We start from the raw sequence: 12,975 nt of genomic DNA on the forward strand, positions 1-12,975 counted from the left end.
TGTCGGGGAAATGAAACATTTTCATACGGATGACCCAGCCGCCCCGCAACAAGTTGATTCACCGCCGGGAATGTCTCAAAATGTATCGTATGGAACACAAGATTCTGCGCGCGCCGCTGGCCAGCTTTACCGACTTGTTGCTCGACGCCGTGTGCATGGTCGACGTGGACGGGCGCTTTGTCTTCGTCAGCGCCGCCTGCGAACGCATCTTCGGCTACACGCAACAGGAAATGGTCGGCAAGCAGATGCTCGACCTGGTCGCTCCTGCAGACCGCGCCCGCACCTTGGCCGCCGCGCGTGCCATCATGGATGGCCATGCGCAGACGCATTTTGAAAACCGCTACCTGCGCAAGGATGGCAGCCTGGCGCACATCATGTGGACGGCCCGCTGGTCCGCCGCCGACCAGCTGCGCGTGGCGGTGGCGCGCGACATTACCTTGCTGAAACAGGCGCAGGCAAAGCAGGCCGCGCTGTACGCCATTTCCGAAGCCATGCAGGCAACGCAAGACTTGCCCGCCTTGCTGCACCGCATCCAGCACATCATCGGCGAACACTTGCCCGCGCGCAGCCTGACCTTGCTGCTGCATGACGAAAACGGCGCCCAGCCCCCGATGACCTGCCATGCCGACGACAGTGCGCCGCAGCCCACGTCTTCGCTGGCCAGCCTGCTGTGCGATGAAGTCCTGCGCAGCGGCCGCCCCCTGCTTCTGCAGGCGGGACAACTGGCCGGCCTGCCGGCGGCGCTGCAAACGGCGGCTGGCGCCCTGTCCTCGTGCTGGCTTGCCGTACCGCTGTATTCCTCCATGGGCAGCATCGGCGCGCTGGCCTTGCAAGGCGGCCAGGGTGCCGCCATCGGCACGGAGCAAGACCAGGATTTGCTGCAATTTGTCGCCAAGCAGCTTGCCACCGCCATCGAACGCCGGCAGTTGCAGATGCAAATGCAGTTCATGGCCATGCACGATGAACTGACCCGTTTGCCGAACCGCCGGCTGTTCCACGACCGCCTGCACACGGCGTTTGCCCGCGCGCACCGCCAGGAAGGCCGGCTGTCGCTGCTGTTCCTGGACTTGAACAACTTCAAGCGCGTCAACGACGACCACGGCCATGCCTGTGGCGACGTGCTGCTGCAAACGGTAGCGAATCGCCTGCGCGACTGCATGCGCGAAACCGACACCCTGGCCAGGATGGGCGGCGATGAATTCGTCGTGCTTCTGGAAAGCAATGTCACGCCGGCCGACGTCAAGCTGATCGAACAAAAGATCCACGCGGCCCTGGCCGCGCCGCTGCACCTGGGCAACGGACAGCAATTGCAGATCGCCGTCAGCATCGGCGTGGCCCACTATCCGGAAGACGGCGATACCATGCAACTGCTGCTGCGCCATGCGGACCGGGCCATGTACGCGTCGAAGGTGCTGGCCGCCGCCTCGCGCTAGCGGATGCCTCTGCTGGCGACAGTGTCCCCCATGCTATACTTTCCCGCGATGCTGAGACTCTTCAAAACATGGCTGATCCTGCTGTTGATCACGGCGGTGCCGCTGCAAGCGGCCGCTGCGGGTGCCACGCGGCTGTGCGCGCCGATCGCTGCCTCGCCTGCCGCCGCCATGACGGCGGCCTGCCAACATCACGATGCGCAGCCATCCACCGTCCCGGACAGCGCCAGCACACCAGAAGACAGCAAGTCCCCTGCCAAGCACCCCGCGTGCGGCGCCTGTTCCAGCTTTTGCCTGGGCGCGCTGATGCCGCCCTGTTTCCCCCTGCCTGCCGCCGTGCTCAACGGCGCGGAACACGCCGCCGTAGCCAATGCCACCCTGCTGACAGGATTCATTCCCGACGGCTTGCGCCGGCCGCCGCGACCGCTTTCCGCTTAAATTCCAAGCTCGTCCCAAGCAGGCCACTCAGGTGGCCACGATAGACCTACTTCGTCTGAAAGCAACACATGATCAAACATTTATTAGTGCGCGGCGCCTTCGCCGCCATGCTGGGCCTGCCCACGTTCGCCATGGCGGCCCTGCCCGTCATTGAAGTCTACAAGAGCGCCTCGTGCGGCTGCTGTTCCGCATGGATCAAGCACCTGGAAACGAACGGCTTTACGGTACGCGCGAAAAATGTCGAGATGCCAGCGCAATACCGCAAGCTGGCCGGCATTCCCGACGCGCTCGGTTCCTGCCACACGGGCCTCGTCAACGGCTACGCCATCGAAGGCCATGTACCGGCCAGCGAGATCAAGCAGCTGCTGCGCGAGAAACCCAAGGCGAAAGGCCTGGCCGTGCCGGCAATGCCAATGGGCTCGCCTGGCATGGAAGGTCCGCGCAAGGATGCGTATGACGTCTTGCTGGTCAAGAGCAATGGCAGCACCGAAGTCTACAAGCACTACCAATAACACTAAGCGAAAATGAAAAACGCCGCCGGAATCGCTTCCGGCGGCGTTTTTTTATGTCAGGCAGCAAAGAACCTGCCGCCTGTCAGGACTGCATCAGATGCTGTCCAGCACGGCATTCAGGCTGGCGCTAGGACGCATGACCGCTTCCGTCTTCGCCGGATCTGGCAGGTAGTAGCCGCCGATATCCGTTTCCTTGCCTTGTACTGCTTTCAGCTCGGCAACGATCTTTTCTTCGTTGTCGGCCAGGGCTTTGGCCACTGGCGCAAAATGCGCTGCCAGTTCCGCGTCGTCCTTCTGCGCTGCCAGAGCTTGCGCCCAGTACATGGCCAGGTAGAAATGGCTGCCGCGGTTATCCAGCTCGCCAGTACGTGGCGATGGCGACTTGTTGTTGTCCAGCAGCTTGCCGGTGGCTTCATCGAGGGTTTTCGCGAGGATTTTGGCCTTCGCATTGCCCGTCTTGATGCCCATGTCTTCCAGCGACACGGCCAGGGCCAGGAACTCGCCCAGCGAATCCCAGCGCAGATGGTTTTCTTCCACCAGCTGCTTGACGTGCTTAGGAGCCGAACCGCCGGCGCCCGTTTCGTACATGCCGCCACCTGCCATCAAAGGCACGATCGACAGCATCTTGGCGGACGTGCCCAGTTCCAGGATCGGGAACAGATCGGTCAGGTAGTCGCGCAGGATGTTGCCGGTCACCGAGATGGTGTCCAGGCCGCGGAAGGCGCGTTCCAGGGTGTAGCGCATGGCGCGCGTTTGCGACATGATCTGGATGTCCAGGCCCTTGGTGTCGTGATCCTTCAGGTAAACCTGTACCTTCTTGATGACTTCGTTCTCGTGCGGACGGTAGGAGTCGAGCCAGAACACGGCAGGCATGCCCGAGTTGCGCGCGCGCGTGACGGCCAGCTTGACCCAGTCGCGGATCGGCGCGTCCTTGACCTGGCACATGCGCCAGATATCGCCCTCTTCCACCGTTTGCGTCAGCAGCACTTCGCCCGTTTCCAGGTCGGTGATGTTGGCGATGCCGCCTTCCGGCACTTCAAACGTCTTGTCGTGCGAACCGTACTCTTCCGCTTGCTGCGCCATCAGGCCCACGTTCGGCACGGTGCCCATGGTCTTCGGATCGAAGTTGCCATGCCATTTGCAGAAGCCAATCATTTCCTGGTAGATGCGCGCAAAAGTCGATTCCGGCATGACTGCCTTGACGTCTTTCGGACGGCCATCGGCGCCCCACATCTTGCCGCCGATACGGATCATGGCTGGCATCGACGCGTCGACGATGATGTCGTTCGGCGAATGGAAGTTGGTGATGCCCTTGGCCGAATCGACCATGGCCAGTTCCGGACGGTGCGCGTGGCAGGCGTGCAGGTCCTTGAGGATTTCATCCTTTTGCGACGCTGGCAGCGTGTCGATCTTGTCGTACAGGTTGCTCATGCCATTGTTGACATTCACGCCCAGTTTGTCGAACAGCTCGGCGTGCTTGGCGAACGCGTCCTTGTAGAAGATGCGCACGCAGTGGCCGAAGACGATCGGGTGCGACACCTTCATCATGGTGGCCTTGACGTGCAGCGAGAACATCACGCCCGTCTTGAACGCGTCGTCGATTTCCTTCTCGTAGAACTCCAGCAGCGCTTTCTTGCTCATGAACATGCTGTCGATGATTTCGCCCGCTTGCAGGGAAACCTTCGGTTTCAGCACGATGGTCTTGCCCGAGGCCGTGACCAGTTCCATCTTGACGTCGCGCGCCTTTTCCAGGGTCAGCGATTTTTCGCCATGGTAGAAGTCGCCATGGTGCATGTGCGAGACGTGGGTTTGCGACGATTGGCTCCACTCGCCCATCGAGTGCGGGTGCTTGCGCGCATACTCTTTGACGGCCTTCGGTGCGCGGCGGTCGGAATTGCCTTCACGCAGGACCGGGTTGACGGAGCTGCCGATGCACTTGCCGTAACGGGCCTTCAAGGCTTTTTCTTCTTCCGTCTTCGCATCTTCCGGGTAGTCCGGCAGCTTGTAGCCACGGCCTTGCAATTCGCGCACGCAAGCGATCAGCTGGCCTTGCGAGGCGCTGATGTTCGGCAGCTTGATGATGTTGGTGTCTGGATTCTGGGTCAATTTGCCCAGTTCAGCCAGGGTGTTCGGGACTTTTTGCGCGTCCGTCAGGAATTCGGGAAATTCGGCCAGTACACGTGCCGCCACCGAAATATCGCTGGACACCACGTCCACGCCGGCCGGCGCGGTGAATTTTTTGATGATTGGCAGCAGGGAATACGTCGCGAGCAGCGGCGCCTCGTCAGTCAGCGTGTAGATGATTTTGGATTTTTGTGTTGCCATGTTCATTCCCTTGTATGCGGTGATGCCTGGTGGTTAACTTTCTTCATTCCAAACACAGGACGGTTAGCCTTGCTTTGGACGGCTAGTGTGCCGGCGGTGACGCCGTGCTTGCCCACCACGTATTTTAGACTGTCCTGCCGCTGTTTGTGTATCCGATGGCGTCGAATCTTATATAAGACAGCAAATATCTGAGACAGACCGGAGAATATGGCGGTTTTCCGCAAGGAAATAGGCGCAAGCGGACCGGCAAGCCATGTATGCGCCAATGGAAATAAATAATTAAAAAGAAATATATTCGAGCAAATCCTGTCCCGCTCACTCGTTTTTGACGATGCCGCGCACGTTCGTCAACGCCAGGCAGACATTCAGGACGATCAGGGCCCAGGCCCCGTCATGCCAGCCCCAGCAGACCCACAGCACATTGCTGAACAGGAAAACCCAGAAGCCGGCAAAGCGCCGCGCTGCCGCGCGCGACCCCACGAGCCATGCCGCCAGCAGCGAAGCGGCCATGGCAGGCCATTGCAACAGTTCGATGAAGTCGGACATGGCGCCTCCCGTTTGCGAGCAGCGTAGCAACATTTCCGCGATATCAGCGCACGCTTGGCAGACGGCAACTACATTGATATTTATCAAATTGACAGCCCGATGCCTGGGCTAATGTCGGTGCCATCTTTGATCTGAAACAGAAACTCTGCTGCCAAGACTCAACCATTCCAGACACAACGCCAGTTTTCGCCAGGCTCTTCATTCCCCAGCTGATAACGCTCGCCAAGTGCCGTAACACGCAGCGTCCCATCCCTTGCGTACACGTGCAGGGGCAACTTTTGCTGGCGATTTTGCAGCCTTTTGATTAATGAACGTTAAAAAGGAATTTCGTATGAGCACATATTCTGACATTTGCATCGTTGGCGCCGGCATAGGCGGCTTGATTTGCGCCAGCCGCCTGATCGACGCCGCCGCCAGCAGGAAGCTGCGCATCCGGGTATTCGACCTGAATGCCACCGTCGGCGGCCGCATTCAGTCGCGAAAAATAGATGGCGAGGAAATCGCCGAACTGGGCGCCGCCCGCTATTCGCCGCAACTGCACCCACATTTCCAGCAACTGATGCAGGGTAGCGGATTGCCGCATGCGGTCTATCCGTTCACCGAGGTCATCTCCCACGATAGCGTGCTCGACGAGCTGAAGGCGACGCTGGATGAGCTGAGCCCGAGGCTGAAGGAGCATCCTAACGCCTCCTTCCTCGATTTCGTCAGCCATTACCTGGGCGCCGAGAAGGCCAGCCACATCATCAAGGCGACCGGCTATGACGCCTTGCTGCTGCCGATGGTGTCGGCGGCCATGGCCTACGACATCATCAAGAAACACCCGGAAACGCAGCACTTCACGGAAAACGCCACCAACCAGTGGCACTATGCCACCGATGGCTACCACGCGCTGCTATGCCAGTTGCAGCATCAGGCCCAGGTCGCCGGCGTGGAATTCCAGCTCGAACATCGCTTGCTATCCGTTGAAAAATCGGGCGCCGACCATGTGCTCGCCTTCAGCCACCACGGCGACACGCAGATGCACCGCACACGTCATCTGGTGATGGCGATCCCGCCATCCGCCATGCCGCGCCTGAACCTGGATTTCCCGGCCGCCTGGAGCCCGTTCCAGTACGACTCGCTGCCCCTGTTCAAGGGTTTCCTTACGTTCGACACGGCCTGGTGGGACGCGCTGGGGCTGACCGACAAGGTGCTGATGGCGGCCAATCCCCTGCGCAAGATCTACTTCAAGAGCGACAAGTATGTGCTGTTCTATACCGACAGCAAAAGTGCCAGCTACTGGCGCGACAGCCTGGAACTCGGCGAAGACGTGTACCTGGAGCGTGTCCGCAGCCACCTGGAAGAAGTCCTGCCGCTCGATGGCCAGCCGCTGCCGCAGATCAAGGCGCACTTCCACAAGTTCTGGCCGCATGGCGTCGAGTTTTGCGTGGAACCGGAAGCCGAACACCCGGCTGTCCTGCTGCACCGGGACGGCATCATTTCCTGCTCGGATGCCTATACCGCGCATTGCGGCTGGATGGAAGGCAGCCTGATCAGCGCCCAGCACGCCAGCGGCCTGTTGCTGCAACGGTTAGCTCAACTGGACGAGGTCGCGGCCGCCAACGATACCTTCATCACTTCCTCGACCGAGCGCGCATGAGCCTACTTGACTTCCCCCGCCTGCACTTTCGGGGATTTGCCCGCGCCAATGTGCCGACGGGGAATCGCAATACGCACGGCAACATCGATATCGCCACGAATGCGGTATCGATGGCGGGCGAGGCCGTCGACCTGAGCCGGCCACCGTCCGAATTCCATGCACACCTGAAACAGCTTGCCCCCCGCTTCAATGCAGAGGGCAAGCCCGATCCGGACGGCATCTTCAGCCAGGCGGCAGGCTACAATTTTTGCGGCAACAACCATTTCTCGTGGGAAAACGCGCGGATCACGGGCGTCCAACTTGGCACTGGCGAGGTCGATACGCAGGACGCGCTGGTGGGCGCCAAGCTGGCCCTGTGGGGGCACTACAACGAGTATCTGCGCACGACGTTCAACCGCGCCAGGTGGATCGACAACAATCCATCGCAGCCGGACACCACGCTGATCTACGCCGGCCAGTTTACCTTGAGCGACAAGCTGGCCACGCCGAACACGCCCACCTTGTTCACAGCCGATATCGCGCAGGCGCACTCGGTACGCTGGCTCGGCAGCGGCCATGTCACGGAACGCAGCGGGCATTTCCTGGACGAGGAATTCGGCCGCTCCAGGCTGTTCCAGTTTTCGGTGGCCAAGCAAGATCCGCATTTCCTGTTCAATGGGGATCTGCCGCTGCCGGCCAGCATGCAGGCCTTGCGGCAAGCCCTGGTCGACGACGCGGTGCTGGGTCTGACGGTGCAATATGCGCTGTTCAATATGTCGACGCCGCTCAAACCCGATTCGCCCGTGTTCTACGACCTGGCCGGCAGCATCGGCCTGTGGCGGCGCGACGAGCTGGCAAGCTATCCGGCCGGCCGCCTGCTGCAGCCGCGCCAGGCCAGCCTGGGACCGGTGCTGGTGAAAATGCATGCGGACCGCGTCGCGTTCAACATGCCGACCGCCATTCCCTTCACCACGCGGGACCCGCGCGCCGTCTCGGAACAGCATCCCACGCATGCCCTGGGCGACAAGCAGGCGCTCGGCGACCTGCTGCTGCAGGACGGCGCCGGCACCTTGCTGGCGCGGATACCCGAGCAGTTGTACCGCGACTACTGGCGCCATCACGGCATCTTCGACGTGCCGCTGCAGCACGCTGGCGCGGCCACGGGTTCGCTCAGCCTGGGCAGCGCACAGGCGCAGTGGGACGAAACCGACTGGGTACTGCAATCGGACAGCAACCAGCTGTACCTGGAAGCGCCGAACCGCAACAAGCACGAACAATTTCCGCAGACGATCACCGTGCAAAGCCGCTTCCGCGGCGAACTGGCGGCGCCTGCGTCCCTGCCGGCGCAGGCCGAGGACGGCGCGCTGCTGGCCGTGGAGCAGCAACCGTCGCCGCTCGGACATGGCTACACGGCGCTGACCCTGACGGGACGCCAGCCGGGCGCGACCAGGATCGTGCTGGGGGCAGGCAAGGATAAGCAATACCTCGGCGTGCGCGTACTGCCCGACGACTGGGACCTCGACGACGTACCGGCCGAACAGGTCGACTACGCCTTCCTCTACCGGCATGTGATGAGCTATTACGAGCTCGTGTATCCATTCATGTCGGACAAGGTCTTCAGCCTGGCGGACCAGTGCAAGTGCGAAACCTATTCGCGCCTGATGTGGCAGATGTGCGATCCGCGGAGCCGCGACAAGAGCTATTACATGCCCAGCACCCGCGAACTGTCGCTGCCAAAGTCGCGCCTGTTCCTGAAATACCTGACGCAGGTCGAGGCAAAGGCCAAGGCGGCGGTGCCGGAAGCGGCGGTGCCGCCTGTCATCGGCAGCAAGGCCGAGCTGATCGAGGAGCTGAAAAAGGCCATCGACCTGGAACTGTCGCTGATGCTGCAGTACCTGTATGCCGCGTATTCGATTCCCAACTATGCGCAGGGGGCGGCGCTGGTGCAGGCAGGCCGCTGGCTGCCGGCCGAGCTGGAACTGGCCTGCGGCGCCGAAGACCGGCGCCGCAACAGCGGCACGCGCGGCGCGCTGCTGGAGATCGCCCATGAAGAAATGATTCACTATTTATTGGTCAACAATGTGCTGATGGCGCTAGGCGAACCGTTTTATAGCGGCACCCCGGTGATGGGCCAGTTGGCGCGCAAGCGTTTCGGCCTGGACACGGAATTTGCGTTCGAGCCATTTTCCGAACACGTGCTGGCCCGTTTCGTGCGTTTCGAATGGCCCGACTACATCCCCACGCCAGGCAAATCCATCGCCACCTTCTATATCGCGATCCGCCAGGCCGTTGCCGACTTGCCCGGCCTGTTCGAAAGCGGCGGCGGCAAGCGCGGCGGCGAACACCATTTGTTCCTGAAAGAACTGACCAACCGCGCCTATCCCGGCTACCAGCTGGAAGTATCGGACCGCGACAGCGCGCTGTTTGCCATCGACTTCGTCACCGAACAGGGAGAAGGCGTGGCCGTCGATTCGCCGCATTTCGCCTCGTCGCACTTCCAGCGGCTGCGCGCCGTGGCCGGCAAGTTTTCAGCCTGCGGCAAACCGTTCGAGCCGGCGCTGCCGGCGCTGAAGAATCCCGTGCTGGAAGCGCGTGCGGACTGCACCGTGGTGACCGACCGGAAGGCGCGCGCGCTGATGCAGCTGTATCAAGGCTGCTACGAACTGACCTTTTTGATGATGGCGCACCATTTCGCGCAGCGGCCGCTGGGCAGCCTGCGCCGTTCGCGCCTGATGAATGCGTCCATCGACATCATGACCGGCCTGTTGCGTCCCCTGTCGGCCGCCCTGATGAACATGCCGTCCGGCGTACCCGGCCGCCATGCGGGACCGCCCGTGCCAGAGCCGGTCAGCAGCCTGATCAGCAGCGACTACAGCCTGGGTTGCGACATGCTGGCGCAGAAATGCCAGGCGCTGGCGCAGTACGCGCGCGGCCTTGAGAGCGATGTCATCGGCATGGCGCCGATAGAGATGTTGGAGTTTTTTAATCAGCAACTTACCGATTTATCTCGGGGAAAGATGTCAAGAGAGGCTTGAAATGCATAAAATCATTATCGTCGGCGGAGGCCTGGCAGGTAGCCTCAGCGCCATTTATCTGGCGCAACGGGGACACGATGTCCACGTTATCGAAAAACGCGGCGATCCGCTGCTGGAGAATGCCGCAAACGCGGACCCGGTCAACTCGCGTGCCATCGGCGTGAGCATGACGGTACGCGGCATCAAGGCCGTCCTGGGAGCTGGCATCGGCAAGCAGGAGCTCGACCAGTGCGGCGAACCCATCGTCGGCATGGCGTTCAGCGTGGGCGGCCGGCACCGCATACGCGAGCTGACCCCGCTCGAAGGCCTGTTTCCCCTGTCGCTGGACCGCACCGCCTTCCAGCGCCTGCTGAACCGGCATGCCGCCCTGCACGAAGTGAAGTATTACTTTGAGCATAAATGCCTGGATGTCGACCTGGAAAGAAAGCTCGTGCTGATCCAGGGCCCGGACGGCGCCGTGCAGCAGCTGCATGGCGACCTGGTCATCGGCGCCGACGGCGCCCACTCGGCCGTGCGGCGCGCCATGCAAAGCGGCGTGCGCCGTTTCGAGTTCAGACAGAGTTACTTCCGCCACGGCTACAAGACGCTGGTCTTGCCGAACGCGGCGGATCTGGGTTTCCGGAAGGATTTGTTGTATTTCTTCGGCATGGATTCCAAGGGCCTGTTTGCCGGCCGCGCGGCCACCATTCCGGACGGCAGCATCAGCTTCGCCCTGTGCCTGCCCTACACGGGCACGCCCAGCCTGGGCACGCTCAACCGCGAAGCCATGGCCGACTTCTTCAGCCGCTACTTCGGCAACCTGCCGCCGGACCGCCGCAAGGAGATGATCGACCAGTTCATGGCGCTGCCCAGCAACGACCTCATCAATGTCCGTTCCAGCACCTTCCACTACAAGTCCAATATCCTGCTGATCGGCGATGCGGCGCATGCCACCGCCCCCTTCCTCGGACAAGGCATGAACATGGCGCTGGAAGACGTCCACGTCTTCGTTTCCCTACTGGAAAAGCACGGCAATGCCCTGGGCCCTGCCCTGTCCGAGTTCACGCAGCAGCGCAAGGTGCAGGCGGACGCCATGCAGGACATGGCGATCGCCAACTATGAAGCGCTGAGCAATCCGAATCTGATTTTCTTCCTGCAGACGCGCTACACGCGCTACATGCACAAGAAATTCCCCCGTGTTTATCCGCCAGACATGGCGGAGAAACTGTACTTCACATCGGTTCCTTACGATGAATTGCAGCAAATCCAGAAGAAACAAAACGTTTGGTACAAACTTGGAAGGGTAAATTAATGAACATTCTCGTTATCGGCGCAGGCCCCGCAGGACTGCTCTTCGCCAGTCAGATGAAACAAGCCCAGCCCGGCTGGAATATCAGCATCACGGAAAAAAACACCCCGGAAGAAGTGCTGGGCTGGGGCGTGGTGCTGCCGGGACGCCCGCCGCGCCATCCGGCCAATCCGCTCTCCTATCTGGAGCAGCCGGAACGGCTCAATCCGCAGTTCCTGGAAGAATTCAAGCTCGTGCACAACGACCAGCCCAACCTGATGAGCACCGGCGTGACCCTGTGCGGCGTGGGACGCGAGGCTCTGGTGCAAGCGCTGCGCGCCAAGTGCGTGGCGGCCGGCATCGCGATCAGCTATGAAACGCCGCTGGCGCCCCGGGCGCAGCTGGAAGCGGAGTACGACCTGGTGGTGGTAGCGAACGGCGTCAATTACAAATCGCTGGAGTTGCCGCCAGCGCTGGTGCCGCACATCGATTTCGGCCGCAACAAATACATCTGGTACGGCACCACCCAGCTGTTCGACCAGATGAACCTGGTGTTCCGCAGCAATGAGCAAGGCATTTTCATCGGCCATGCCTACAAATACTCGGACACGATGAGCACCTTTATCGTCGAATGCAGCGAAGAGACGTACGCCAGGGCCGGCCTGGAAGCCCTGTCCGAGCGCGACGCCGCCGCATATATCGCCAAGACGTTCAAAGCCGAGCTCGGCGACCATGGGCTGCAGAGCCAACCGGGCCAGGGCTGGCGCAACTTCATGACCCTCAGCCGCGACCGGGCCTGCGACGGCAAGTTCGTCCTGCTCGGCGATGCGCTGCAATCGGGGCATTTTTCCATCGGCCATGGCACCACCATGGCGGTGGTGGCGGCCCTGCTGCTGGTCAAAATCCTCAATACCGAAGCCGGCACGGCCGCCGCCCTGGACAGCTTCAATGCCCGCGCCGTGCCTCTGATGCAATTGTTCAAGGACCACGCCAACGCCAGCCGTCTGTGGTTTGAAACCATAGGCGAGCGTATCGACCTGAGCAATGCAGAGCTGACCGCCAGCTTCGACGCCCGCCGCAAGGACTTGCCATCGCTGCAGGAAGCGCTGATGGCCAGCCTAGGCTACGCGCTGGGCCGCTAGGGAGATACCATGCCGACACACGTCTCCCCGCCGCTGCTGCCGATGCAATGGAGCAGCGCCTATGTTTCCTACTGGACGCCGATGCAGGAGGACGACCAGGTCACGTCCGGCTATTGCTGGTTCGACTATGCGCGCAACATCTGCCGCATCGATGGGCTGTTCAACCCCTGGCCGGAAAAGGAACATGGACACCTGCTGTGGATGTCGGAAATCGGCGACGCCCGGCGTGAACAAAGCCGCAAGCAGAAAGTGGCTTATGCACGGCAGGCGCAGGCAACTGGCGCACAGCTGCAGGAAACGGCACTGGCCGACGAGGTGACGCCGTTTCAGGCGCTGTTCCTGCCGCAAGCGGTGCTGCTGGACGGCGGCGCCCGTCACGACGGCCGCCATAGCGTGCTGGGCCGTGAGGCGGATGCCTGGGTAGTCGAGCCAGCGGGCAAGCCGCCATCGGTGTTTTACCTGGAGGCCGGTGGCAACCGCCTGCTGCGCATGGTCACCGGCAACGACCCGCAGCACCGTTCGGTACGCGACTTTCCCAACCTGTCTGTCGGCGACATTCCGGACAGCGTCTTTACGTCTTGCAACACCTGACCAGGGCATGGCGCGTGCAAGGGCCGCATGCGGCCGGGGCGCGCGCCATCCCTGGCTAGTGTTTTTTGTTA

Annotated in this window: 10 protein-coding genes; 8 read left to right on the forward strand and 2 right to left on the reverse strand. The window is 61.6% G+C overall.

The window, feature by feature from the left end; genetic code table 11:
• Positions 1-89 precede the first annotated feature (89 nt).
• The 3 genes from JAB6_RS10335 (at position 90) to JAB6_RS10345 (ending at position 2,380) form a co-directional block, all read left to right on the forward strand.
• Positions 90-1,433, forward strand: coding sequence for a diguanylate cyclase (locus JAB6_RS10335; RefSeq protein ID WP_070302708.1), 1,344 nt, complete (start codon positions 90-92; stop codon positions 1,431-1,433).
• A gap of 48 nt (positions 1,434-1,481) precedes the next feature.
• Entirely contained in the window at positions 1,482-1,868 is a 387-nt protein-coding gene (locus JAB6_RS10340) for a hypothetical protein (protein WP_070302709.1), read from the forward strand.
• A 68-nt stretch (positions 1,869-1,936) separates the two neighbouring features.
• Positions 1,937-2,380, forward strand: a complete 444-nt coding sequence (locus JAB6_RS10345) for a DUF411 domain-containing protein (protein ID WP_070302710.1) — start codon at positions 1,937-1,939, stop codon at positions 2,378-2,380.
• A gap of 93 nt (positions 2,381-2,473) precedes the next feature.
• Here the strand turns inward: JAB6_RS10345 and JAB6_RS10350 are convergent, their stop codons facing one another.
• On the reverse strand, positions 2,474-4,705 hold the full coding sequence (locus tag JAB6_RS10350; RefSeq protein WP_034756379.1) for an NADP-dependent isocitrate dehydrogenase: 2,232 nt from the start codon (positions 4,703-4,705) through the stop codon (positions 2,474-2,476).
• Positions 4,706-5,020: 315 nt separating this feature from the next.
• Positions 5,021-5,251, reverse strand: a complete 231-nt coding sequence (locus JAB6_RS10355; protein WP_046682912.1) for a hypothetical protein — start codon at positions 5,249-5,251, stop codon at positions 5,021-5,023.
• A 331-nt stretch (positions 5,252-5,582) separates the two neighbouring features.
• Here JAB6_RS10355 and JAB6_RS10360 point away from each other — a divergent pair, with 331 nt between their 5' ends.
• The 5 genes from JAB6_RS10360 to vioE are packed head-to-tail and all read left to right on the forward strand — an operon-like array spanning position 5,583 to position 12,904.
• Entirely contained in the window at positions 5,583-6,890 is a 1,308-nt protein-coding gene (locus JAB6_RS10360; protein WP_139143342.1) for an FAD-dependent oxidoreductase, read from the forward strand.
• Complete coding sequence (gene vioB / locus JAB6_RS10365; protein WP_070302711.1) at positions 6,887-9,904, forward strand: iminophenyl-pyruvate dimer synthase VioB; 3,018 nt, start codon at positions 6,887-6,889, stop codon at positions 9,902-9,904. The genes JAB6_RS10360 and vioB overlap by 4 nt, the downstream gene beginning before the upstream one ends.
• Position 9,905: 1 nt before the next feature.
• Positions 9,906-11,195: an NAD(P)/FAD-dependent oxidoreductase gene (locus JAB6_RS10370; RefSeq protein WP_070302712.1), complete on the forward strand. Its 1,290-nt coding sequence runs from the start codon at positions 9,906-9,908 to the stop codon at positions 11,193-11,195.
• Positions 11,195-12,313: a tryptophan hydroxylase gene (locus tag JAB6_RS10375; RefSeq protein WP_070302713.1), complete on the forward strand. Its 1,119-nt coding sequence runs from the start codon at positions 11,195-11,197 to the stop codon at positions 12,311-12,313. Before JAB6_RS10370 ends, JAB6_RS10375 begins: the two co-directional genes overlap by 1 nt.
• A gap of 9 nt (positions 12,314-12,322) precedes the next feature.
• Positions 12,323-12,904: a violacein biosynthesis enzyme VioE gene (gene vioE, locus JAB6_RS10380; protein ID WP_070302714.1), complete on the forward strand. Its 582-nt coding sequence runs from the start codon at positions 12,323-12,325 to the stop codon at positions 12,902-12,904.
• Positions 12,905-12,975 lie beyond the last annotated feature (71 nt).

It is taken from the genome of Janthinobacterium sp. HH104 (assembly GCF_001758715.1).
In the GTDB taxonomy this organism is placed as follows: Bacteria; Pseudomonadota; Gammaproteobacteria; order Burkholderiales; family Burkholderiaceae_D; genus Janthinobacterium; species Janthinobacterium aestuarii.